This window comes from Chloroflexota bacterium, from assembly GCA_038040195.1.
Taxonomy (GTDB): domain Bacteria; phylum Chloroflexota; class Limnocylindria; order QHBO01; family QHBO01; genus DASTEQ01.
The window spans coordinates 42,674-65,989 of sequence record JBBPIR010000006.1 but is presented as its reverse complement, the minus strand read 5'-3'; the positions used below and the strand labels follow the sequence as shown (position 1 = coordinate 65,989).

Genomic DNA, 23,316 nt, shown 5'->3' with positions numbered 1-23,316 from the left:
GGGAGCGACGTATGTGCGGTATCGCGGGGATGATGAGCCTCTCGGGGAAGCCCATCCCCGGCCTGGACTCGGATCTCGACGTCATGGACGCGCTCATCAGCCACCGTGGACCCGACGGATCCGCCACGTGGCGTCACCCATCCGGGCAGGTGGGCTTTCTCCACCGGCGGCTGGCGATCATCGACCTGACCACTGGTGACCAACCGATGCAGGGCGAGAGCGGGGATTGGATCACCGCCAATCACGAGATCTACAACTACATCGAGCTCCGCGAGGAGATGGGCGCTGACTCGTTCCGCACGACTTCGGACACGGAGGTGATCCTTCGCGCCTATCAGAAGTGGGGCCCCGAGGCGCTGGGCCACCTGCGCGGCATGTTCGCCTTCGCGCTGTGGGACGCCGACCGCGGCACACTGTTCTGCGCGCGGGATCGGTTCGGCATGAAGCCGTTCTACTACGCGGTGGTGGACGGTACCTTCCTGTTCGCATCGGAGGCCAAGGCCCTGCTCCCCTTCCTGCCGTCGATCGAGACGGATCCGGAGGGCCTCCGAGACTACCTGACCTTCCAGTTCTGCCTCGACGGTAAGACGCTGTTCAAGGGCGTTCGCGAGCTGCCCGCTGGCCACTCGCTGGTGGTCGCCGGTGGAGAGATTCGCATTCAGCGCTACTGGGACGTCCATTTCGCGCCGGACTACGACCACACGTCTCGCTACTTCGAGGAGGAGCTGCTGGCGCGACTTTCAGATTCGGTCCGCGTCCACCTGCGGGCCGACGTACCCGTCGGCGCCTACCTCAGTGGCGGGCTGGACTCCAGCATCGTCGCCGGCCTGGCCGCCGACGCCGGAGAGGCCGGCCTGATGGCCTTCAACGGCCGTTTCAAGATGGGCAGTGACTACGACGAGAGCGAGTACGCGCGGGTCCTCGCCGACGATCGAGGCCTCGACCTCCACGTCTCGGACATCACCGTTGATGACTTCATCCGCGACATCCATCGGGTCATCTATCACCTCGACTACCCCGTCGCCGGCCCCGGCGCGTTCCCCCAGTTCATCGTCTCGCGAGACGCTCGCCGACACCGCAAGGTGGTATTGGGTGGCCAGGGCGGAGATGAGTTGTTCGGCGGTTACGCCCGCTACCTGGTGGCTTACCTGGAGCAGTGCCTGAAGGCCGCGATCGACGGGACCCTGAACAATGGGAACTTCGTGGTGAGCTACGAGTCGATCCTGCCCAACCTGGCCACCCTGCGCCAGTACAAGCCGATGCTCCAGGAATTCTGGTCAGAGGGACTGTTCGAGCCGATGGACCGCCGGTACTTCCGGCTGGTGAGCCGCGGCAACGCCCACCAGGACGAGATCCGATGGGACCAGCTGGGCCCGTACTCTCCGTTCGAGACGTTCCGCTCGATCTACTACGCCGACAACATCGACGGCGAGTCGTACTTCGACCGGATGACCCATTTCGACTTCAAGACCCTGCTACCCGCGTTGCTCCAGGTCGAGGACCGGATGAGCATGGCCCACGGCCTTGAGTCGCGACTCCCGTTCCTCGACCACCCGATCGTGGAGCTGGCGGCGACCATCCCAGCTGACATCAAGTTCCAGGGCGGTCGGCTGAAGCGCTTACTGGTAGCCACCTTCGGCGACCGACTGCCGCCGCAGATCGCGCACCGAACCGACAAGATGGGGTTCCCGACCCCACTCACCGAGTGGGCGCAGGGGCCGGCCCGCGAGTTCATCGGCGACATTCTGTCGTCGAAGGCGGCACTCGGCCGCGACGTCATTGATAACCGTGCCGTCCTCGCCTCGCTCGACGGCGAGGCGGCGTTCGGGCGCGGCTTCTGGGGTCTCTTCTCGCTGGAGCTGTGGCAACAGCAGTATCACGACCGGGCCCACGAGTTCGGGGCCATGCGGACTGAGCTACGGAGGGCTGTCTGAGGATGCGCGTGCTGGTGACCGGCGGAGCCGGGTTCATCGGTTCACACCTGACCGATCGCCTGCTGGCACGATCGGACGAGGTGACAGTCATCGACAACTACGCCACCGGCCGGCGCGACAACCTGCCGGACGCGGCGCCCGGGCTGACCGTAATCGAGGGGGATGTGGCCGATTGGGGCCTCGTCGAGGATGCATTCAAGCGGTTTCGACCCGAGGTCGTGGTCCATGCCGCGGCGTCCTACAAGGATCCCGAGGACTGGGCCTCCGACGCGGCCACCAACGTGCTGGGGACGGCGCTCGTGGTGCGAGCCTCGGAATCGGTCCAGGCCCGGCGGTTCATCTACCTCCAAACCGCCCTGTGCTATGGGCTCCATCCGCTGGAGCAGCCGATCACCCTCGACCATCCCATCCTGCCCGGGGCAAGCAGCTATGCCATCAGCAAGACGGCCGGCGAGCAGTACGTGGCCTTGAGCGGGCTGGAGTGGCAGTCTTTCCGCCTGGCCAACGCCTACGGCCCGCGCAACCTCAGCGGCCCGCTGCCGACCTTCTTTTCTCGGCTGACTGCCGGCAAGCCGTGCTTCGTGATGGACACACGCCGTGATTTCGTCTTCGTCAGCGAGCTCATCGACGTGCTCGAGAAGGCAGTCGATGGGAGCGGCAGAGTGGGGGCGTACCACGTGTCGTCTGGCGGCGACTACTCGATCCAGGAGCTCTTCGATGCCACGGTGGCAGCGCTGGGCATCAAGCTCGACACGCCGGTCGAGGTCCGCCCCCGCGGCCCCGATGATGCGTACACCATCCTCCTCGACCCCAGTCACACCGAGCGCGACTTCGGCTGGCGGGCCGGCGTTCCGCTGGAACAGGGCGTGAAGGACACCATTGAGTACTACCAACGATTCGGCATCAGCGACACCTACACCCACCTCAAGCTGGAACAGCTCCGCGCATGACCCCCCGGGCCGCGTTCTCGGGGGCCCGCGTGTTGGTGGTCGGGGGAGCGGGGTTCGTCGGCAGCAACCTGGTCCGTGCCCTGGTCAGCCGGGGGGCGGGCGCGGTGGTGATCGTCGACAACCTGCTTTCGTCGAATCGGACCGACGTCCTGGATCTGCCCCGCGTGACCTTCATCCAAGGATCCATCGCCAGTCCGCCAATCCTGGCCCGCCTGGCCGACGACTTCGACTACGCATTTCACCTGGCTACGTTCCATGGCAACCAGAACTCGATGGCCGACCCATTGGCCGACCACAGCAACAACCTGATCACGACCTTGCGCCTATATCAACGGCTCTCCGGGTTCGAACGCCTCCGTAAGGTGGTCTACGCCTCGGCCGGGTGCACCGTCGCCCGGAAGGTGTACGGGGTCGCCGAGCCGACCCTCGAGGACGATCCGGTCGGGCTGGACCTCGACTCGCCGTACCAGATCTCGAAAGTCGTGGGCGAGATGTACGGCAACTACTTCCACGCCCGCCACGGGCTTCCGGTCGTGCACGCCCGGTTCCAGAACGTCTACGGCCCCGGTGAGATCCTCGGCGCCGGGCGGTGGCGCGGGACGCCGGCAACCGTCTGGCGCAACGTCACGCCGACCTTCGTCTACCGTGCGATCGTCGGTCTGCCGCTGGTGCTCGAGAACCGTGGACGGTCATCGCGCGATTTCATTTATGTGGACGACATCGTTGACGGGCTGCTGCGGTGTGCGGCCCAAGGCCAGGAGGGGGAGGCCTACAACCTGGCCAGTGGGGTGGAGACCACCATCCGCGAGCTGGCGGACGCGATCAGCGCCTGCCTGCCGCGGCCGGCGCCGATCGAGATTGCCCCTCGTCGGACCTGGGACCACTCGGGCAACCGCCTGGGCAGCACGGTGAAGGCCCGGAACCGGCTTGGGTTCCGAGCCAAGGTCACGTTGGACGACGGAATCCGAGGTACGGTGGCCTGGACGCAGCAGAACCTGCCGATGATCGAGGCCTCGATCAGGCGCCACCGGCGGCGGCTCGCCGCGGCCTGATGGGGTCGACGGCCCTCGCTGCGCCCGGCGGACCAGCGCTCGGGGGCCCGCTCTGGCGATGAGGTCGCAGATCGTCCGACTCGGCCGCAACACCGCCATTTACGGAGCCGGGCAGGTGCTCCTGCGGATGGTGTCCCTGCTGCTTCTGCCCTTGTACACCAGCTATCTGACTCCGGCCGACTACGGGATCAGCTCGATCCTGGGTGTCATGACCTACTTTGTGACGCCGATTTTCGCGCTCGGGATCTCGGGTGCGATAGGGATCGTGTACTTCACCCGGGACGAGCCAGCGGAGCGGGCGGCCTCGATTTGGACGGCCTTCGCGACCCTCGCCGCCAGCGCTGCTCTGCTGGTAGTCGGGGGATGGGCCATCTCGGACCGCCTGGCGGTGATGTTGTTCTCGGAAGGCGAGTCGTCATACAACCTGTCCTACCTGGTCACATTGACCCTGGCCACCGCTGCAATGAGTATCGCCACTCAGCCGCTGCTGGCGCGGCTTCAGTTCGAAGAACGGGCCAAGACGTTCGTGGCCATCACGCTCAGCTCGTCGGCCCTCTCGATCCTGGCAAGCGTGATCCTGATCGTGATCCTTCGCCGCGGGGTGGCCGGGTTCATCGAGGCGGCGGCAATCGCACAGGCCGTGACGATGGTGGTAGCCATGATCGTGTCGTTGCGCGGCTTGCCGTTTCAGGTCAGCCGGACCATCGCACGGGAGCTGCTCGTGCTTGGTATGCCGCTCATTCCCGGATTCCTCGCGATTTTCGTCATGCTCCAATTCAACAAGGTCCTCCTGCAGGCGGGCGCCGGTCTGGACGAGCTCGGTATCTATACCGTCGGGTTCAACATCGGCCTGCTGATGACCCTTCTAGTGGCCGGCTTTACCAGCGCGTGGTTCCCGTTCTTCTCATCCTTCATGAACCAGCAGGATCAGGCCGGTGCGCTGTTCGCCCGGGTCACGACGTATTACGTCCTGGGCGCCGGGACGGTATCGCTGCTGTTCTTCATCGGGGCGCAGCCGCTGATTCGACTCGCGACCCAGCCGGCATTCTGGGGAGCCTACGTGTCGGTCGGCCCTTCGGCCGCCGCGCAGTTCCTGATCGGAGTCCACAGCATCCTCGTGGTTGGGATGTACTTCACCAAGAGGGTGCGGGCCGGGGTGGTCATCCAGGGAGCTGCCGCTGCCCTTTCGGTCGTCCTCAACCTGCTCCTGATCCCGCCCCTGGGGGCGGCCGGAGCGGCCGTAGCACTTGTACTCGGATTCGTGGCGATGATCGTGCTCCAGCACGGGTGGAACGTGGCGCGGGTGCGCTTCGACGTTCCCTACGAGTGGCGGCGGCTGGCCGTGTTCGCGGCGATCTACCTTGCGACCGCCACCTTCTTCCTGTGGAATCGATCCTGGTCGCTGGTGGCGGAGTTGGGCCTGTCGGTCCTCGCCACGGTCACGTTGGTGGGCCTCGTCATCGCCCTCCTGAGCCCCGCCGAACGCGCGCAGGCACGCGCCGAGATCGCCCGCCGCCTGGGGCGTGGCGCGAGGTCAGGCGCCGAGTCCGCTCCCTGATGCGGAGAGCGCGCCGCAATTTCGACGGCATCCTCGTCCTCTACCACTTCATCCCGCCCTACGCCGAGACCGTCCTAGAGCACGCGACCGCCTTCCAGCGCCATTCCCGATTCCCGGTCTGGAACCTCAACACTGCCGAGCGCTTCCCATCGGCGCTGAACGGGCTCAGCTTCAGAGTCGTGGTCCTCCACTACTCCCTGTTCGGGTCAGCCGAGTACAAGCTGGGCCCTGCGTTTGTCGAGTACCTGCGCCAGAGCCGCGACAGCCTGCGGGTGGCGTTTTTCCAGGACGAGGCCGCCCACGCCGGCCAGCGATTTACGTTCATCGACGCCCACGCCATTGACTGGGTCTTCACCCTGCTGGAGCCCGAAGACGCTGAACGGGTGTACGGGCGGCGCGCCCACCGGCCGCGGCTGTCCTCGACGATTCCAGGCTATGTCAGCGATGCCCTCCTGCATCGCGCGGCACGGTTCGCGCGACCAGACGAGGAGCGCACCATCGACATCGGCTATCGGGCTCGAACGCTTCCCTTCTCGATGGGTCGGGGGGCGCGCGAGAAGAGCGAGATCGGCCGACAGTTCGCCAAGCATGCGGCCGGTCGGGGGCTGACCCTCGACATCGCCGTCGAGGAGGACCTTCGGCTCTACGGCGACGATTGGTACCAATTCCTGGGCTCGTGTCGGGCGGTCCTCGGGGTCGAGGCCGGCGTGTCCATCTTCGACATCGACGACCAGGTTGGGCCGGCGACCGAGGCCTTCCTGGCTCGTCATCCGAACGCCTCATTCGCGGAAGTCGAGGAAAACGTCCTGGAGCCGTGGGAGGACAATATCCATTACCGCACCATCAGCCCTCGCCATTTCGAGGCGGCCGCCTTCGACACATGCCAGATCCTGTTCGAAGGGTCGTACTCCGGCATCCTGAAGCCCGGGACCCACTACATCCCCCTGCGGAAGGATTTCTCGAACTTCGATGAGGTCATCCGGACGTTCCGCGACGCCGACCAGCGGGCGCGGATCGTGGCCAACGCTCGCCGTGAACTGATCGAGTCCGGTCGCTTTAGCTACGCCCAGTTCATTCGCTCATTCGACGATGCGCTCGAGGAGGCGGGCATCGGCCCGGCTTCCGTTCCGCGACCGCGGGCGGTGGACGACGCCCTGGCCCGAGGTGCCTGGCTCCGTCGCACCGAGCGCAGGCTGCGCACCGCCTACTGGCGTTTCCGACTCGCGGTGCGACGCTCCGGCAGGCGGAGCTGATTGCGGTAGGACGCGAGGTACTCGCCACTCTTGAGCGGTCGCCACCACTCGGGGTTATCGCGGTACCAGGTCACTGTCGTCGCCAACGCGGCCTCGAAGTCGTGGCCCGGCCGCCAGCCGAGACGGCGCAGCTTGGTCGAGTCAACCGCGTAGCGACGGTCGTGGCCAGGCCGATCCTCGACGTGCTCGACCAACGAGCTGGGGCGATCAGTCAGGGCCAGGATTCGGTGGGCGAGCTCGAGGTTCACGAGCTCGAAGCCGCTGCCGATGTTGTAGGTCTGGCCCGGCTCGCCCCGTTCCAGGATGAGCTCGACCGCGTCGCAGTGGTCACTGACGTATAGCCACTCGCGGGTCTGCTGACCATCGCCATAGATCGGCAGCCGGAGACCATCGAGGGCGTTGGTGATGAACAGCGGGATCACCTTCTCGCTGTACTGGTGGGGGCCAAAGTTGTTGGTCGATCGGGTGATCATGGCTGGCACCCGGTAGGTGGCCTGGTACGCGAGGACGAGGAGGTCGCCGCCCGCCTTGCTCGCCGAGTAGGGGCTGCTGGGGCGAAGCGGATCGTCCTCCCCCGACGAACCCTCCGGGACGTTGCCGTAGACCTCGTCGGTGCTGATCTGCAGGAATCGGGCGCAGCCATGCCGGCGTGCCGCCTCGAGCAGGACGTACGTCCCATGCAGGTCGGTCTGAATGAACGCGTCCGGCTCCTCGATGCTGCGGTCGACGTGCGACTCGGCAGCGAAGTTGACGATGGCGTCCGCCTCGCTGGCAACGGGATCAACGGCCTCCGGATCGCTGATGTCCCCCAAAACGAACCGATAGCGCGGATGATCTGCGACATCGGCGAGGTTGGCCAGGTTGCCGGCGTACGTGAGCTTGTCGAGGACCGTCACCCGCACGTCCTCGTGCCGGGCCAGCACGCGACGCACGAAATGCGAGCCGATGAAGCCGGCTCCTCCGGTGACCAGCAGCCGACGCGGGAGCCGGCTCATCCTCAGCGGGGGCCCGGTCGAGACATCGGGCCGAGTCTACCCGGGTTCGCCGGCCGCGCAGGTCGGGCTGCTCGGCATTCCGCATACTGGGCCCGTGGCCGCGGAGCGCCCCCCCATCGAGGTCGTGGTCGAGATTCCGTCGGGGAGCCGGAACAAATATGAGTTCGACCATGCGCGGCATCGGTTTGTGCTCGACCGAATCCTGTACAGCAGCGTCCATTACCCATGCGATTACGGGTTTCTGGAGGGCAGCCTCGCCGATGACGGCGACCCGCTCGACGTACTGGTCGTGATCAGCGAGCCCACGTTTCCCGGCTGCGTGGTGCGGGCGCGCCCGGTGGGGGTGCTCGACATGCGCGACGACAAGGGCCACGACTACAAGGTCCTGGCGGTTGCCGCTGACGATCCGCGTTGGGACGAGACGTATGCGCTCGAGGACCTGTCGCCCCACCGGCTGCGCGAGATCGAGAACTTCTTCCAGATCTATAAGGGCCTCGAGGGACGCCAGGTTGAAGTCTTCGGCTGGCTTGGCGTGGCCGACGCGTGGCGGATCATCGATCAGGCGGTGACCGCCGGCGGGGCCGGCGAGGCCACGGTCGAACCGGGGGTCTGGCGCTGACCCACCTGCGCGGCGGATCCCCGGCTGGCTGGGTGATCGCCGGAATTCCCGCGACGGGCTCGAGCGGGGGCGCCATTCGTGCTCGCCACGTGTTCACTTCGCTGGCGGAGCGGACCGGCGGTCGGGTCGTCGCCGCCTACGGTCGCCGGGGCATCCCGGCCCTGGCCCTCGCGCTTGCGTCGGCCTCGACCGGGTGGCGCCGCTCACTGCATCTCGCGTCCACCGAGCTCCTGCCCCTGGCGGCCATCGCGATCCTCCGCGGGCCGGTGAGGGCGGCGGTCCTCGACGTGCACGACCACCCCGCGCTGCAGGCCGACGGCTTGCGTATTCCTCTGGCGGACGGCAAGCGCCACGACCTGGAACGCCTGTTCGCGCGCAACGTGGCGGCGTTCGGGCGGCTGGTCGTCCCCTCTCCCTCGTTTGCCGAGCTCTGCCAATTGCCCGACGAGCGGATCATCGTGGTGCCGAATGGGACGGACACCGAGCGGGTCGTCCCGCGGCCGGCGCCGGCGGACCCGGTCGTCGGGATGGTCTCCGGAGCCGCTCCGGGTCGCGGCATCGAGCTGCTCGTGAGTGCGATGGCGCGGGTCCGGGCCGAGCTGCCGGAGGCAACTCTCCGGTTGGCCCTGACCGCAACCGGCCCGGCCAGCGCGCAATACCTCCGTACGCTGGCCTCGCAGCTGCGCGAACGCGATCCCTGGGTCAGCCTGAACCAGGTGCCCTATGGCCGACTCAGCGCGTTTCTGGGGGACGCCTCGGTGCTCGTCATTCCCCACCCGCCCGGGCCGTACATGGATGCGTCCACCCCGGTGAAGCTCTTCGACTCGATGGCTGCCGGACGGCCCCTCGCTGTCACCCCGCGTCTTGAAACGCGGAAGATCGTGGAGGCCTGCCGGTCAGGCCTGGTCGCCGCATCGGACAGCCCGGACGACCTGGCGGAGGCGATTCTGAAACTGCTCCGCTCGGAGTCCTTGCGGCACGAGCTGGGCGAGAACGCGCGACGTTGCGCGGTCGAGCAATACGACTGGCGAGTCCTGTCCGCTGGGTTGGCCGACGCGATCCTGGGATCCTGACGGACGCCGGGCTCGACTCTAGAAGGCCTCCAGGTAGCGCGCCGTCTCCCAGCCGGTGACCTGCATTCGGTATTCGTCCCACTCCTCGCGCTTGGCCTCCACGAAACGCTCGAACACGTGGTCCCCGAGCGCCTCCCGAATCACCTCGTCGGCGGCCAGCTCGTCGAGCGCCTCGCTCAGCGTGCCGGGCAGCTGGCGGATCTTCCGGCTCTGGAGCTTGGCCTCGTCGAGGTGGTACAGGTTTTCCTCTACCGGATCGGGGGCGGGGAGCTTGCGCTGGACGCCGTCCAGACCGGCGGCGAGCATGGCCGCAAACGCAAGGTACGGGTTGGACGACGGATCCGGGCAGCGGAGCTCGATGCGGGTCGAGTCGAGCTGCCCGCGGCTGATCTGCGGAATGCGAATGAGGGCCGAGCGGTTGATCCGCGCCCAACCGATGTACACCGGCGCCTCGTAGCCGGGCACCAGACGCTTGTAGCTGTTCACCAGCGGGGCCAGGACCGCGATCATTCCGCGGGCGTGCTCCAGGGTCCCGGCGATGTAATGACGGGCGATCGCGGACAGCCCGTACGGGTCCTTCGCATCGGCAAATGCGTTGCGGCCACGCTTGTCGTCCCACAGGGACTGGTGGGTGTGCATCCCGGAGCCGTTGATGCCGAAGATCGGCTTGGGCATGAAGGTCGCGTGCAGGCCATGGTGGGCGGCGACCGCCTTGAGGGTGGTCTTGAAGGTCACCGCGTTGTCGGCGGTGCGGAGCGCATCGGCATATTTGAAGTCGATCTCGTGCTGGCCAATCGCGACCTCGTGATGCGCCGTCTCGACCTCGATTCCGATCTCCTCCAGGTCGTTCATCATCTCCTTGCGCACGTCGGTGGCCAGGTCGGCCGACAGGTCGAAGTACCCCGCCGCGTCGTGGGGCAGGGGCTCGATCAGGCCGTCGCCCAGCCGGAGCAGGAAGAACTCGAGCTCGGGGCCGGTGTTGAAGGTGTACCCCAGGGCCTTTGCCTTCTCGAGCTGGCGGCGCAGGACCTGACGCGGGTCGCCGGGAAACGGCTCACCGTGCGGGGTGAAGACGTCGCAGATGACGCGGGCACTGCCGGTTTCGATCGGACGCCCGTCCGCGTTGAGGCCCGGCTCCCAGGGAATGGGCGAGAACGTCGTCAGGTCGGGGACGAGGAACATGTCCGACTCCGCGATCCGGGCGAAGCCCTCGATGCTGCTGCCGTCGAACCACTTCCCGTGCTCGACTGCCTCCTCGAGCTGGTGCATCGGCACCTGCACCGACTTGACGTGGCCGACGATGTCGGTGAACTGGAGGCTGACAAAGCGGAGGTTTCGATCCTCGGCCAGCTTCAAGGCGGCGGTGAGGTCCTTCCGAACCATGTGCGGGGCTCCTTCTGGGCATGGATGGGGCAATAGACCGATGAGGAGGCGAGGCTAGGCTGCCGCGCAGTCCGCGGGAATGGCGCACAGCCCACAGTGGAGACCGATCCTTTGTGCACTCTGCACAAAGGGCTCAGGCGGGCCGATCAACCTCGCGGAGCAGGCGCAGGGCATCCTCAGGCCGGCGCGGGTCGATTCCCCGCTGGTCGCGGGCAATGCGCAGCCGGTACAGGACCGTGTTGCGGTGCACCCCCAGGCTGCGTGCCGCAGGGGTCACCCGGCCGTTGGCGCGGGCCACCGCCAGCAGCGTGGCGGTCAGCGGTTCATCGGTCTGCTCAGCCGCGGCAACTGCACGAGATGAGGGAGCGGCGATGCTCCCCCAGGGACGCCCCGTCCGCGCAGGCGCCCGGCGGAGCAGGGCGCGCAGTGTGTTGCTGAGCGCGTCGGCTGCGGTCTCGTCCACGAGCGCCATGGGGAGGTCATCGAACAGCCACACCGCCGCACCGGGACGGATGCGGTGCTCGTGGATCCACAGGCCCTCCCGGAGGCGGCGGGTGGCTGCGGCCCGTGAGCTCGGCGTGCCAAACAGGCGGGAAAAGGCCGCGGCGAACCTCGCGGCCAGGGCCCTACCTGCCGGTCGGGCATGGAGTGCGACGAGCTCCCCGTCGGCCACGACGGCCACGCCGCGGCGCATGCGATGGGCGACCACACCCGCCGCCGCGGCGGGTGTGGGATCGGCCAGGGCAGCCTCGGCCGCCGCCAGTCGCAGCTCGGCATTCAGCCGGGCCAGGACACCGGCCTCGTCGGCAAGGTAGGCGCTGGCCGCGGCAGCCAGGGTCGCCGGCGTCCGGTGGCTGGTCAGGATCGGGAACGGGGCGTCAGGCCATTCCGCGCCACGATCCACGGACGGAGCCGCCACCAGCAGGGCGGCCGGCTCGCTGCCCGAAGCTCCGATCTCGGCAATCAGCCGCTCAACGGGGAGGCCGGACAGCAGCGCGCCATCCATGATCAAGAGGTGGCCCGTTTCGGGGGGCGGCAGGTGGGGGGGCGCCGCCCGGGTGCGGGACACGCCGCGCAGCAACGCCACGGTCGCCGACGGATCGCCCGCCACCAGGCGTGCCTCCGGATCGACGGCGCGCCAGACGTCGATCAGTCGAGGCATGGTCGGGGCCGCTCAGCCCGCCGCCGCTGCGGCGAGGTCGGCGATGAGGTCATCGGCATCCTCGAGGCCGATGGAGACGCGGAGCATGCCCGGCGACAGGCCGGCCGCCGCCAGCTCGGCGTCAGCATACTGGCGGTGCGAGGACGAGGCGGGATGGCTGACCAGGCTTTCGACACCGGCCAGGCTGGTGGCATGGATCGCGACCTGGACGCGCTCCAGGAACCGCTCGGCGGCGGCCCGCCCACCGGACAGCTCGATGGCCATCATCCCGCCAGCACGACCATCGCGAAGACGGCGCTGGGCGAGCTCGTGCTGGCCGTGGGACGCGAGGCCGGGGTACCAGACGCGGGAGATCCCCGGCTGCTCCTCCAGGGCGCGGGCCACGGCCAAACCGTTGTCGGAGTGGCGGTCCATCCGAACGGCCAGGGTGCGCAGGCCGCGCAGGGCCAGGAAGGCCTCGAACGGGTTGGCGTTGCCGCCGGTGTTGACGACGACCTCCCGGGCGGCGGCCACCTGCTGGGCACCTCCGACGATCGCGCCACCGATGAGATCGGAGTGCCCCCCGATGTACTTGGTCAGCGAGTGGACGACGAGATCGGCGCCCAGGGCCAGCGGATTGCACAGATACGGAGAGGCGAAGGTGTTGTCCACGACGACCGGCACGCCCCGCTCCCTGGCTGCCTCCACGATGGCGGCGATGTCCGGCATCTCGGTGGTCGGGTTGGCGATCGTCTCGAGCCACACCAGGCGAGTGCGTGGACCGATGGCCGCCACAACCGCCGCCGTGTCGCCGGACCGGACCAGGCGATAGGTGACGTCGTAGCGCGGCATGACGCTGGCCAGCAGGCCCAGCGTGCCGCCGTACACGGCTGCCGGTGCCAGGACCTCGTCGCCGGCCCGGACGAATGAGAGCATCGCCCCGTGGACGGCGGCCATGCCGGACGCGGTCGCGAAGGCCGCCTCCCCACCCTCGAGCTCGGCCAGCGCCGCTTCGAGGGCCGCGTGCGTCGGGTTCGAGTAGCGGGTGTAGGAATGCCCCGGCCGGCGAAACTCGAGGATCTCCTCCAGCTCGGCCGCGGATCCCACCTCGAAGGTGCTGGTCTGGTAGATCGGGACCGTGACGGGGGTCTGCGTGACGGTCGGCACGCGGCCGGCGGCCTGGATGGCGCGGGTCGAGAATCCGGGCATGGGTCAGAGTCTACCCGTCGCCGCCTGACGGCCCGGATCAGTCGGGGGGTGGCGTGGGCGCCAACTACCCCAGTGCCGAAGCCTGACTGACAGCGGCCGCGGGCGGGCTCACGGGCCGCAGCAGCCGCAGATAGCCGCTGATCTGGTTCTTGCCGCTGGCCTTGGCCGCATACATGGCCCGATCCACGGCGAGCATCAGCTCCTCATCGGTGGAGCCATCCTCGGGGTGGGACACGAGGCCGATGCTGACCGTGGTGGGCGCGTCTTCGCGCGCCAACACCGCACCCAGCTCCTCAGCTCCCTGGCGGATCTTTTCGGCGACGACAAAGGCACCCGCAAAATCGGTTTCGGGCAGGAGTACCACGAACTCGTCGCCCGCGTACCGATACGCCGAGTCCACGGTCCGAATCGAGCGCCGAATCACGCCGGCGATGCCGCGGATCGCCGCGTCGCCACGCTCGTGGCCCAGGGAATCGTTGATGAGCTTGAGACCATCCATATCGACCATGAGCAGGCAGAACGGTCGGAGCGAGCGGCGGCTGCGGCGCACCTCCTGGTCAAGCGCCACATAGATCTGGGCACGGTTGAAGAGACCCGTCAGCGGGTCTGTGACCGACAGTTCGAGCGTCGCAGCCTGGACCCGGCGCTGCTGGGCAGCGAACACGATGGAGGAAATCGTCCCCAGCCAGACCACGCCCAGCACCACCGCCGCGGGGAGCAGCTCCGCCGGGGCGAAGGGCCGGCTCGGGTCAGTGGCGACCACCAACACGTAACCCAGGCTGGCCGACAATGCCCCGGCCAGGCCAGCCGCGGGCCGGGCACCCAGGGCGACCCCCAACACCGGCAGCACGAGCAGCGGCGCGAACGGAGACGCGCCCCGGCCGGTCAAGATCACCAGCCCTGCCAGGAGGCCGATGGCGCTGGCCACCTCCGCGGTCGAGGTGGCTGCCGACCGCCAGCGATCGGGAATGAGCTCGTGGAAGACTACGACGCCGATCACCGCCAGCACGCCCAGGGCGGAAATCTGGACCTGAGCCTCCGAAAAGACGTCGGTCACGGCGACGCTGATGAGGACACCGGCGATGGTCGCCCACCAGGTGGCCCGAACCGTGGACCGATATCGGTCGGGGCCGAGCCAAGAGACCGGAGTTGGGAGGGATTCGACCGTTGAGACATACTTGTCGCGGGCCGGTGCTTCGGACACCGCGCCGGGCCCGACCGGTTGAAGGCCCTGCCCGCTGGCCGAACGTCGCCCGGGGAGCAGCGCTAAGAGGCCGGCGATCACGATCAGCCCGGCCACGAGGGCGCTCACCAGGAGGAAAATCAGTTCTGTCGTCACGCTCCGTCTCGGTCCCGACAGTCTAGGAGCGGGGCGTCGGGGGGCGCAAAGGTACTAACCCATCCGTACCCCCCATTCGTTGCGTCCGGGCAACACTTCCGGGGCCTGGCGCCTCCCTTGCTATACTCGACCTCCCGCCCCAGACCAGACCCTGGTTCATGGTGTCCCATATGACGCACCTGCCCCTGGCCCCCCGGGCGGCTCGCCGCTCCAGCGCCGCGCTTGCCGCGGCGCTCTCGTTCGTCCTTCCCGGATTGGGGCAAGCCTACGCTGGTCGGTCGAGGCTGGGGCTGCTGTTCGCCGCACCGGTCCTGTTGCTCATCGGCATGATCGGCGGGGCGCTGGCCGTGGGGACGGACTCCCTATTACGAATGTTGCTCCTCCCCGGCGCTCTGCTCGCGATCTTCGGATTGAACCTGGGACTGATGGTCTGGCGGTTGATCGCCATCGGGCAGGCCGGTCTGGCGACGACTGCCGTCCCCCGCGAGGCGCATGCCGTCCCTGCTGGCGCGGGTGCCCGGTCGCCAGTCACGCTCGGGGTGGTGGTTCTCCTTCTGCTGACGACCGCGACCATGCACCTGTGGGTCGCCGGGACCGCGATTGCGGCTGAGGACGCCCTGGGCCGGATCTTCACCGCGCCGGACGAATACGTTCAGCCCAGGATCGCGCAACCGGACCCGGTCGAGCCGGAGTACGGATGGGATGGGACCGATCGGGTCAATATCCTGCTCATTGGTTCCGACGCAGGACCAGGGAGAACGGACGAGCTGACCGACACAATCATGGTCGTGAGCCTCGACCCCGTGACCAGGACTGCCGCCATGGTCAGCATCCCGCGCGACACGGGGTACGTCCCGCTCCCTGACCGAAGCGTCTATGGCGACGGCATCTTCCCGCGCCGCATCAACGAGCTGGCCTCCGACGCGAATGCCGAGCCTACCGCGTGGTGTCCGGTGCTGACCGTGGGCGAGGACTGCGGGCTCCGTATGCTCCGCCAAACGGTGGGTCTGTATCTCGGGCTCGAGATCCACACTATCGCGTGGGTTGATCTCCTCGGGTTCGCTGCGTTGGTAGATGCCATTGGCGGGGTGGACCTCTGCCTGCCAGGTGTCCTCGCCGACCCGGAGTACGGCGGGCCGACCTGGGAGGGGCAACAGGGGGTGGTCCTGGAGGCTGGATGCCACCAGTACGACGGAGCACATGCCCTTGCGTACGCGCGGATTCGTATCGGCACGCTGACCCTGCCGGACGGGACGGTGGAGACGCAGAACGACTTCCTCCGAGCGGCGCGCCAACAGGAGTTCCTGCTCGCCGTTCAGCAGAAATTCGCCAATACGAACCTGCTCATCTCCCTGCCCGGGCTGCTGACCGCCGTATCGGAGACGGTGACGACCGACTTCCCGCGCACGCAGGCGGGCGATCTCGCCAGCCTCGCGCCCCTCATTGCATCTGGGGACATCGACCGCGTCGTCCTGGGCTGGCCGGGGTACGTCGACCTGCCCGTCGATCCGCTGAACTACTACCTTCTCATTCCTGTGCGGGATGCGGTTCGGCTGGAGATGGGACGCCTGCTCGGCGGCGAAGCGGAGTTGGCGGGTTGGTACCTCGGATCCTCTGCCGCCGGCCCGCCGAGTTGATCGCATGAACGGCGGCGGAGCAGCCATCTCGAACACGTTCCAGGCCGTCTCGGGGCGCGCGGTCGCGGCGCTCGCCATCGGTCTCGGCGTCCTGGTCATTGGGGCGGCATATCTCTCGACCGCGGCATTCATGATCGCCGGCTTCGCCCTGCTGGTGCTTCTGGGCCTGGCGTCGGTCCGCTGGCCTCGGGTGATGTTGATCGTCGTCGTGCTTTCCCCGGCCCTCATCGACCTGTACGCCGGCGAGCGCCTGCTCCCCGAAGAGGTCCGTTCCGTGTCCCGCTTCTTTTCGGAGGCATTGCTCGTATTGATGACGCTCGCGGTGGCCTGGGTCGGGGCACGGCGCGGCACGCTGGTCACCGCGCTGCGCCACCCATTTACGGGGGCCCTGGCTGTCTTCGGCGCCATCAGCGTCGTATCCGCGATCTTCAACGCGGTGCCGCCGGCCGTGGCGGTGGCGGGCCTGCTGTTTACGCTGGACGCCGCGATTCTCTTCTACCTTCCCCGCATGGTCGGCTACAGCCACGAGGATGCCCACCGGGCAATGTGGGCGATCGCGGGTGTCGTCGCATTCACCTCGCTGCTGGCCATCGGTCAGGCGCTGCTATCGCCCGACCTGTTGGGCGTCACGCCGGTCGCCGGGGTGTCGGGAGAAGGAGTCCGCTTCGGTTCACTGGTCAGAGACCCGAACATCCTGGGCACGCTCATTGGCATGGCTCTGCCGTTCACCGTGTTCTCCCTTGTCCGGCTGCCGCGGGACCGCAGCTGGTGGATCGCCTTCGGGATGGCGCTCGCGCTCGTCCTGGCGCTCCTGCTGACGTACTCGCGTGGCTCGTGGCTCGGGGTGGCGGTCGGCTTCGGCGTCCTCGCCCTCATCATCGACCGCCGTGCGCTGGTGGCATTCGGGGTTGTCGTCCTGTTGGCCTATGTCACGGCCGTCGTCATGCCCAAGGGAATCCTGGCCGGAGCATCACTGGGCTACGACCCGTTTGCGACCACCATCAACCGGTTCAATGCGGTCGGCGAGGGTCGCGACCTGCGCAGCCTGTTCATCGTCAACGCGCTTCCAATCGTCGTCGAGCACCCGATCCTCGGCGTCGGCCCGGGTCGATATGGCGGTGCAGCCGCATCCGTCTTCGGATCCCCGGTACACGTCGGCTACGGGACGGACCTCCTGCTGACCAACCAATTGACGGTTGACAACTTCTGGCTCCACATGGGCGTTGAAGGCGGAGTCCTCGGCTTCAGTGCGTTCCTGGCCATGATCGGCACCGCCCTGATTCAGCCCATCCGCGCGTTGCGCGGGGCCACCGGAAGCCGGTTCAGCGTGCCGGCTGGCGTGGTGTCCGCCACTGTGGTGGTCTGCGTCGCGACGGTCACGACCATGCTCCTGGAGGGCAACACGGCGGCGTTCCTGTTCTGGTTCCTGCTGGGAATCGGCTCCATGGCCGTACCCGAGGCGACTAGAACTGGCGCCCCCGGAGGAGCTGCCACAGCGTCCGCAGGATGATCCGGAGGTCGAGCCCGAACGAGCGGCGTTTGACGTACTCGATGTCGAGCTTGACACCCTCGCCGAAGCTGAGCTGGCCCCACCCCCGCGACTGCCACAGCCCCGTCAGCCCGGGTAGGACCGACAGCCTGGGCAAATGCCACGGTTCGTACAACTCCACCTCGTAGGGGATGGGCGGGCGCGGGCCGACCAGGCTCATCTCGCCGCGGAGGACGTTGACCAGCTGAGGGAGCTCATCGAGGTGCGACTGGCGGAGGAACATCCCGATCCCCGTCACCCGCGGATCGGCGGCGATGGGCGTCCAGGTGGCATGGTCGGCTGTGCGGCCAGCATGGAGCAGCTCCCGGATGTGCTCCTGGTGGCGACGCTCGTCAGCGCTGAGATGCATGGTTCGGAATTTCAGGACCGTGAACGGGCGGCCGCCGAGACCCAGCCGTACCTGCCGAAACAAAACCGGCCCGGGCGAGTCGAGCTTGACCGCAAGACCCAGCCCCAGCATCAGGGGTGAGACGACCACCAGGCCGATGAGCGAGCCGACGACATCGAGGATGCGCTTGGCGAGCCGATAGGCCGTCCCGGTCGGGGCCACGGGAACCAACAGCTCGCCCGCCGGCTGGCGCGACGGGGAGGCCGGCGTCATCGGTCCCGTGATCGTCCTCCACTGCGTGGCTGGCGGGTGGTCGGGGCGGGCGGATTCGAACCGCCGACCTCCTGCTCCCAAAGCAGGTGCGCTACCGGGCTGCGCTACGCCCCGCCCGACGCGACGAGTCTACCGCGAGCCAACAGGCCCTCGACAACGGCCAGGTAGTGCGCCGACTGGACGGCCCACGCATAGGGGACCGCCTGGCGTCGGGCTTCGGCGGCCTGGGACGTGGCGGCGCTGGGGTCGGATGCCATGGTCCCGATGGCCTGGGCAAGCGCCTGCGGGTCGCCTCCGGGGACGAAACGAATCGCCGCCCCATCGAAGTGGGATCGGAAGGTGCGCAGGTCGCTGGCGATGACGGGCACGCCCATGGCCACGTACTCGATCAGCTTGGTCGACAAGGAGTACTCCATGTACGGCTCGGGTCGGGTTGGAACCAGACCGATGTCGGCAGCCGCCAGGACCGCTGGCAGATCGTCCTGCGGCACCCGTCCGTGGAGCGTCACCCGGTCGCCGACCGCGTGGCGAGCGATGGCGGCCTCGATCTGCCGCCGGAAGGGCCCGTCGCCAAAAACGTCCAGGTGGGCGTCGAGCGCCGGATCGAGGAGGGACACCGCTTCCACCGCGAGGTCGAGGCCGTAGATACGCTGCAGATTGCTGTGGTGGACGAGCCGGAGCCGCCCGTCCGCCATGAAGGCGCGGCGGGCGTGACGGGTGGGTTCGAAGATGCGCTCGTCGGCGCTATCCATGACCACGGAGATCCGGTGAGCCGGTACCCCGCGTGCGATCGCCAACTGACGAAGCGGCTCGTGCACCGCGATGATGGCGTCCGCGACCGCCGCGCTGGCACGTGCGGCCGCGGTCACGAGGGTGACAAGCGGTCGCAGGCCCGGACTGCTGAATCGGTCACGAAAGAACGCGGGCATGTCCTCGTGGAGGTCCAGCAGCAACGGGACCCCGGTCAGCCGAACAGGTAGAGCAGCGAAGACCAGAAAATCGGGCAGTGTTGCAACCTGGACCATTCGGTACTGCCGCCGTCGATGCTCCATGGCCAACCGGACGGAGATCAGGCTGGCGAAGGCGAGGTACTCCGCCAGGTGGCCGGCGAATCCGGTGAAGGCTCGCCGAACGGGCAGCCGAATGATCCGCAGTCCGCGCCAGTCTTCGACCTCGGGCTGCCCGGGGTCGCGCAGCCCGAACAGGTCCACGTCATACCCGGCGTCGCGCAGCGCCTCGGCCTGTCGTCGAACCCGCGTGTCGTCGGGGAGTGACGCGTGGGCCACGAGCGCCACCCGGGGGACGGTCACCGAGCCTTGACCTCGTTCCAAAGCTCGTCCTTGGCCTCGGCATCCAGGTCGGCGAGTGCGAGCCCGCGCTCCGCGGCCAGCGCCTCGACGGCGGTGTAGCGCTCCACCCAGCGCCGGTTCGCCGCGCGCAGCGCCTCCTCGGGGTCGAGACCGAGCCAGCGCCCCAGGTTGACCAGGGCGAACAAGACGTCGCCCAGCTCATGCAGCCGTTCGCCGGCGAGAGACGGATCGGCGGCCGCGGCGGCCCGCAGCTCGTCGAGCTCCTCGCCGACCTTGTCCCACACGCCCTCGACCGCCGGCCAGTCCCAACCCAGAGCTGATGCTCGTTCCTGGATCTCGCGACTCGCGGGCAGCGCCGGCAGCGCCCGTGCCACGCCGGCGAAGGAGGCGGGCGGGCGACCGCCTTCCTCGCGCTCGGCGGATTTGATGGTCTCCCAGTTGGCGACCACCTGCTCGACTCCGGTCACGGCCAGGTCACCGAAGACGTGCGGGTGGCGGCGAACGATCTTGGCTCCGAGGGTGCGATACACATCGGTCAGATCGAACTGGCCGGCCTCGGCCGCCAGTTGGGCGTGGAGGATGACCTGGAGGTACAGGTCGCCCAGCTCCTCGGCCAGCTCGTCCGGGCTGCCGCGCTCGATGGCGTCCACCGTCTCGTAGGCCTCCTCCAGGAGGTAGGTCCGCAGGCTGCGATGGTCCTGGCGGCGATCCCACGGGCACCCGTCCGGCGCGCGCAGCCGCGCGCTGATGGCTGCCATTCCGTGCGGCGAGGCGAGGTTGTCGTCGGGCGGCAGGGCCGGCACCAGCCAGTCCCCGGCCCGCAGGGTCGCGTCATCCACCGCGTCGACGGTGCTGAGGTCACCGGCGGGCAGTGGGCAGATCGGATGGCCATGGGGATACATCGCCGCAAGGACGGCCTGCGGGCCGGAGCGGACGTGCCGACCGGGCAAGGTCCCGGCCACGATCGGGTCCTGCTCGGGATCCACGGCCAGGATGAGGAGGGGGAGGCTGGGGTCGAACGGGATGGCGGCCAGCCGATCCGCGGAGACGGCCTGAATGCCGGCGCCTGGATCCAGACCAGCGGCCGCGAGGAGGAGGTCCAGCCCTCGCCTGGCGTCCGTCATCGGCCGTCGCTCACGCCGTCGGGGCGGCGTCCAATTGCAGCTGGGTGTCGATCCAGATCTGGCCCTCGGCCTTCAGCTCGTCGTACCAGCGGGGGTAGCCGGTCGCGCGGATGGTGTTGAGCCGATTGTCGTCGATGCCCCGCAGCTCGATCGAGTTGAGCAGCTTGAAGATCCAGATCTGGTTGCCCACCACGACCGGGGCGCTGCTGATGTCGCCGACGTCCTGCAGCGCGAAAATGGCCGCTTCACGCTCTGCGACCTCTTCGTAGCGTGCCACCCAACCAGCGTTTCCCCCCTTGGTGCGCGTGGACGAGTCTTCGCTGTTGGCCTCCGCCACGGCGCCGAACGAGTCGGGATCGGCCTGGAGGTCGTCGATCAGGTCCTGGGCGAAGCCGAGAGCCGTGGTGCGCTGATCGGTGACCTCGATGACGTGGTAGCCGAAATCGGTCCGAACCGGCTCGCTGATCTCGCCGACCGTGAGCCCCGCAATCGCAGCCTCGAACTCAGGCACAAACTGACCGCTGGTCGGGTCATACCAGCCGAGGTCGCCGCCGTCATCCCGCGAGCCGGGGTCGTCACTCTGGGTGGCGAGCGTGAACCAGTCGGCGTCCGGGTCCTGGACCTGCTCGTACCAGGCCTCGGCCCGGTCCAGGGCGGCCTGCCACTCCTCCTCGGTGGCCACGGACTGGTCCTCCGCTCCCGGCAGGGGTTGGGCCAGGAGGTGGCGGATGCGCTGCTTGGGAACGGGCACGCCCTGGTCGTTCAAGATCAGGATCTGGGCGATCTCGCGCTGGGGAGCCGGGGAAACCACCACCTCTTGCTCGAAGTAGGCGCGGAACGCGCGGCGCCGCAGCTCATCCGCGATATAGGCCCGGTAGTCCGCCGTGGTCACCCGCGCGCTCGCGAGAAGGTCGATCAGGGAGGTGAAGGGTCCTTCTTCGGAGCGCGCCTCCACGCGGAGGATCACGTACCCGTTCTCGGTTCGGACCGGGCCCACCAGGTCGCCCGCCTCAGCGCCGTTGGCGAGGGGAAAGAGGTAGCCGAACTGGACGTCGTCCCCCTCGACGGTGCCGACGAGTCCGTCCGCCTGGGCCGAGGCGGGATCGTCGGAGTGCTCGGCGGCGATGGCCGCAAAGTCCCCGCCGTCGTCCAGCTCGGCCCGCAGGTCATCAGCCTCCCCCTCCGCTCGAGCGAAGTCCGCCTCCGTCGGTTCGGTCCCGGTCGGCGCATCCTCGGCCAACGCGTTCACCGTGATCATGGACACCCGGACGCGGGGCGAAAGCGTCTGGCGGACGGCGATCTCGGCATCGATCTCGGCGTCGGCGACGCTGATCGCGTAGGTCTCGGCGTGGACGGCCTGGAACAGGCCGTCCACCAGCGAGTCGGTGGCGGCTGACGTGAGGGTGTTGAATTGGTCGACGACGGCCGACAGCTGCTGCTGGAGGATCGCGTCTCGCGCGCCACCCAGCTGCGCATTCAGGTCCAGGCCGGTCGCCTGCAGCTCGGCGCCGATGATGGCCTGGCGCAGGTCCACCGCCTCGCGCGAGACGGCGGTGCCGTCGACCATCAGCATCTGGCGCAGGTGGCTGTCGGAGTAGCTGTTCCACGCGGTCATGCCAAACAGGCCAAGCGCGATGGCAATCGCGGCTGCGAACCCGCCGACGAGCAGGCGTTGGGTCCGAAGCTCGTCCTGCCAACGCGCCCGATGTCGGCGGCGGGGGGCGGGGCGGCTGCGGTAGGTCATGCGGCTCCTGTCAACGCAAGGCAGGGACGATCAGCGGGTGGCATGGCTGGGCGAGCGCGCATGGTACCCGAAGCGCTCAGCGGTCGCCACGCGGCCGTCCGAGCCTCCGGACCATGGCCTGCCAGCGCAGGCGCAGGACGAGGATGATGGCTTCCCCCACGATCGAGCCGGTCATCTTCGAGGTCCCCGCCTGCCGCTCGCGGAAGACGATGGGGATCTCTTGGATCGTTGCTCCCCGCCGATGCGCCCACCAGGTCGTCTCGACCTGAAACCCATAACCCTGGGCGTCGGCTTCGCGGAGCCGAATGGCCTCCAACAGCTCACGGCGCCAGGCCTTGAAACCTCCGGTCAGGTCGCGGTACGGAAGGAGCAGGACGACCCGAGCGAACGCGGTGCCGCCGCGGCTGACCATGCGCCGATGCCATGGCCAGCCTCGCGTCCCGCCGCCGGGCATCCATCGGGTCCCCAGGACGAGGTCCGCGTCACGCATGAGCGGAGCCAGCAGGCGCGGCAGATCGGCTGGATCGTGGCTGTAATCGGCGTCCATCTGGATGACGGCCATAGTTCCCGGCTTGTCGAGGACGCGCTTGAATCCGTCTCGGTAGGCCACCCCCAGGCCCTCCTTGGCCGGCCGGTGCAGGACCTCGACCCGCGGATCTGCCGCCGCCAGCGTGTCCGCCAGGTCTCCGGTCCCATCCGGAGAGCTGTCGTCAACGACCAACAGCCGCGCCTCGGGGAGCGCGTCCAGGACAGCGTCGGCGACCCGGGACAGGTTCTCGCGCTCGTTGTAGGTCGGCAGCACCACCCACACGCCGCGGCCGGCGGCGAGGCCGACGCTGGGGGTA

Annotated in this window: 19 protein-coding genes and 1 tRNA gene; 9 read left to right on the top strand and 11 right to left on the bottom strand. The window is 68.3% G+C overall.

What is annotated here, in order from left to right:
* Nucleotides 1-11: 11 nt before the first annotated feature.
* From asnB to AABM41_08005, 5 genes are read left to right on the top strand one after another with little or no spacing between them, the layout of a single operon-like run.
* Nucleotides 12-1,934, top strand: coding sequence for an asparagine synthase (glutamine-hydrolyzing) (gene asnB / locus AABM41_08025; GenBank protein MEK6192257.1), 1,923 nt, complete (start codon nucleotides 12-14; stop codon nucleotides 1,932-1,934).
* A gap of 2 nt (nucleotides 1,935-1,936) precedes the next feature.
* Nucleotides 1,937-2,884, top strand: a complete 948-nt coding sequence (locus tag AABM41_08020) for an NAD-dependent epimerase/dehydratase family protein (GenBank protein MEK6192256.1) — start codon at nucleotides 1,937-1,939, stop codon at nucleotides 2,882-2,884.
* A complete protein-coding gene (locus AABM41_08015; GenBank protein ID MEK6192255.1) occupies nucleotides 2,881-3,936 on the top strand; it encodes an NAD-dependent epimerase/dehydratase family protein in 1,056 nt (351 codons plus the stop codon). The genes AABM41_08020 and AABM41_08015 overlap by 4 nt, the downstream gene beginning before the upstream one ends.
* 58 nt (nucleotides 3,937-3,994) lie before the next feature.
* A complete protein-coding gene (locus AABM41_08010) occupies nucleotides 3,995-5,494 on the top strand; it encodes an oligosaccharide flippase family protein (protein MEK6192254.1) in 1,500 nt (499 codons plus the stop codon).
* On the top strand, nucleotides 5,494-6,747 hold the full coding sequence (locus AABM41_08005; GenBank protein ID MEK6192253.1) for a glycosyltransferase: 1,254 nt from the start codon (nucleotides 5,494-5,496) through the stop codon (nucleotides 6,745-6,747). The genes AABM41_08010 and AABM41_08005 overlap by 1 nt, the downstream gene beginning before the upstream one ends.
* On the opposite strand, the gene rfbB is transcribed toward AABM41_08005, so the two are convergent.
* Nucleotides 6,699-7,742 carry a dTDP-glucose 4,6-dehydratase gene (gene rfbB / locus AABM41_08000; GenBank protein MEK6192252.1) on the bottom strand — a complete coding sequence of 348 codons (1,044 nt, stop codon included), beginning with the start codon at nucleotides 7,740-7,742 and terminating at the stop codon, nucleotides 6,699-6,701. The genes AABM41_08005 and rfbB overlap by 49 nt on opposite strands.
* Nucleotides 7,743-7,836: 94 nt before the next feature.
* Here rfbB and AABM41_07995 point away from each other — a divergent pair, with 94 nt between their 5' ends.
* Nucleotides 7,837-8,361 carry an inorganic diphosphatase gene (locus AABM41_07995; GenBank protein ID MEK6192251.1) on the top strand — a complete coding sequence of 175 codons (525 nt, stop codon included), beginning with the start codon at nucleotides 7,837-7,839 and terminating at the stop codon, nucleotides 8,359-8,361.
* A gap of 89 nt (nucleotides 8,362-8,450) precedes the next feature.
* Nucleotides 8,451-9,434 (top strand): glycosyltransferase, encoded by a 984-nt coding sequence (locus AABM41_07990; GenBank protein ID MEK6192250.1) that lies wholly within the window; start codon nucleotides 8,451-8,453, stop codon nucleotides 9,432-9,434.
* A gap of 18 nt (nucleotides 9,435-9,452) precedes the next feature.
* Here AABM41_07990 and AABM41_07985 read toward each other — a convergent pair whose 3' ends face one another.
* From AABM41_07985 to AABM41_07970, 4 genes are all read right to left on the bottom strand, one after another.
* Entirely contained in the window at nucleotides 9,453-10,817 is a 1,365-nt protein-coding gene (locus tag AABM41_07985) for a glutamine synthetase family protein (protein ID MEK6192249.1), read from the bottom strand.
* A gap of 133 nt (nucleotides 10,818-10,950) precedes the next feature.
* A complete protein-coding gene (locus tag AABM41_07980; GenBank protein MEK6192248.1) occupies nucleotides 10,951-11,979 on the bottom strand; it encodes a helix-turn-helix domain-containing protein in 1,029 nt (342 codons plus the stop codon).
* Between the two features lie 12 nt (nucleotides 11,980-11,991).
* Entirely contained in the window at nucleotides 11,992-13,167 is a 1,176-nt protein-coding gene (locus tag AABM41_07975; GenBank protein ID MEK6192247.1) for an aminotransferase class I/II-fold pyridoxal phosphate-dependent enzyme, read from the bottom strand.
* A 64-nt stretch (nucleotides 13,168-13,231) separates the two neighbouring features.
* Nucleotides 13,232-14,506, bottom strand: a complete 1,275-nt coding sequence (locus AABM41_07970) for a GGDEF domain-containing protein (protein ID MEK6192246.1) — start codon at nucleotides 14,504-14,506, stop codon at nucleotides 13,232-13,234.
* A gap of 170 nt (nucleotides 14,507-14,676) precedes the next feature.
* Between AABM41_07970 and AABM41_07965 the strand changes: the two genes are divergently transcribed.
* A complete protein-coding gene (locus AABM41_07965) occupies nucleotides 14,677-16,143 on the top strand; it encodes an LCP family protein (GenBank protein ID MEK6192245.1) in 1,467 nt (488 codons plus the stop codon).
* Nucleotides 16,144-16,147: 4 nt separating this feature from the next.
* Complete coding sequence (locus AABM41_07960) at nucleotides 16,148-17,653, top strand: O-antigen ligase family protein (protein ID MEK6192244.1); 1,506 nt, start codon at nucleotides 16,148-16,150, stop codon at nucleotides 17,651-17,653.
* On the opposite strand, the gene AABM41_07955 is transcribed toward AABM41_07960, so the two are convergent.
* The 6 genes from AABM41_07955 to AABM41_07930 form a co-directional block, all read right to left on the bottom strand.
* Nucleotides 17,607-18,293, bottom strand: coding sequence for a sugar transferase (locus AABM41_07955; GenBank protein ID MEK6192243.1), 687 nt, complete (start codon nucleotides 18,291-18,293; stop codon nucleotides 17,607-17,609). The genes AABM41_07960 and AABM41_07955 overlap by 47 nt on opposite strands.
* 37 nt (nucleotides 18,294-18,330) lie before the next feature.
* Nucleotides 18,331-18,407, bottom strand: a tRNA-Pro gene (locus AABM41_07950).
* Nucleotides 18,398-19,603 carry a glycosyltransferase gene (locus AABM41_07945; protein MEK6192242.1) on the bottom strand — a complete coding sequence of 402 codons (1,206 nt, stop codon included), beginning with the start codon at nucleotides 19,601-19,603 and terminating at the stop codon, nucleotides 18,398-18,400. Before AABM41_07945 ends, AABM41_07950 begins: the two co-directional genes overlap by 10 nt.
* Nucleotides 19,600-20,727 (bottom strand): nucleoside triphosphate pyrophosphohydrolase, encoded by a 1,128-nt coding sequence (gene mazG / locus AABM41_07940; GenBank protein MEK6192241.1) that lies wholly within the window; start codon nucleotides 20,725-20,727, stop codon nucleotides 19,600-19,602. Before mazG ends, AABM41_07945 begins: the two co-directional genes overlap by 4 nt.
* A gap of 10 nt (nucleotides 20,728-20,737) precedes the next feature.
* Nucleotides 20,738-22,471, bottom strand: coding sequence for a peptidylprolyl isomerase (locus AABM41_07935; protein MEK6192240.1), 1,734 nt, complete (start codon nucleotides 22,469-22,471; stop codon nucleotides 20,738-20,740).
* Nucleotides 22,472-22,547: 76 nt separating this feature from the next.
* Nucleotides 22,548-23,282, bottom strand: coding sequence for a polyprenol monophosphomannose synthase (locus tag AABM41_07930; GenBank protein ID MEK6192239.1), 735 nt, complete (start codon nucleotides 23,280-23,282; stop codon nucleotides 22,548-22,550).
* Nucleotides 23,283-23,316 lie beyond the last annotated feature (34 nt).

Excerpts from the sequence above, each read along its gene's own strand:
- AABM41_08010 (MEK6192254.1), top strand. The coding sequence starts at position 3,995 with ATGAGGTCGCAGATCGTCCGACTCGGCCGCAACACCGCCATTTACGGA.
- AABM41_08020 (MEK6192256.1), top strand. The coding sequence starts at position 1,937 with ATGCGCGTGCTGGTGACCGGCGGAGCCGGGTTCATCGGTTCACACCTG.
- AABM41_07985 (MEK6192249.1), bottom strand. The coding sequence starts at position 10,817 with ATGGTTCGGAAGGACCTCACCGCCGCCTTGAAGCTGGCCGAGGATCGA.
- AABM41_07935 (MEK6192240.1), bottom strand. The coding sequence starts at position 22,471 with ATGACCTACCGCAGCCGCCCCGCCCCCCGCCGCCGACATCGGGCGCGT.
- asnB (MEK6192257.1), top strand. The coding sequence starts at position 12 with ATGTGCGGTATCGCGGGGATGATGAGCCTCTCGGGGAAGCCCATCCCC.
- AABM41_07955 (MEK6192243.1), bottom strand. The coding sequence starts at position 18,293 with ATGACGCCGGCCTCCCCGTCGCGCCAGCCGGCGGGCGAGCTGTTGGTT.
- AABM41_07965 (MEK6192245.1), top strand. The coding sequence starts at position 14,677 with ATGACGCACCTGCCCCTGGCCCCCCGGGCGGCTCGCCGCTCCAGCGCC.
- rfbB (MEK6192252.1), bottom strand. The coding sequence starts at position 7,742 with ATGAGCCGGCTCCCGCGTCGGCTGCTGGTCACCGGAGGAGCCGGCTTC.
- AABM41_07975 (MEK6192247.1), bottom strand. The coding sequence starts at position 13,167 with ATGCCCGGATTCTCGACCCGCGCCATCCAGGCCGCCGGCCGCGTGCCG.
- mazG (MEK6192241.1), bottom strand. The coding sequence starts at position 20,727 with ATGACGGACGCCAGGCGAGGGCTGGACCTCCTCCTCGCGGCCGCTGGT.
- AABM41_07960 (MEK6192244.1), top strand. The coding sequence starts at position 16,148 with ATGAACGGCGGCGGAGCAGCCATCTCGAACACGTTCCAGGCCGTCTCG.
- AABM41_07980 (MEK6192248.1), bottom strand. The coding sequence starts at position 11,979 with ATGCCTCGACTGATCGACGTCTGGCGCGCCGTCGATCCGGAGGCACGC.
- AABM41_08005 (MEK6192253.1), top strand. The coding sequence starts at position 5,494 with ATGCGGAGAGCGCGCCGCAATTTCGACGGCATCCTCGTCCTCTACCAC.
- AABM41_08015 (MEK6192255.1), top strand. The coding sequence starts at position 2,881 with ATGACCCCCCGGGCCGCGTTCTCGGGGGCCCGCGTGTTGGTGGTCGGG.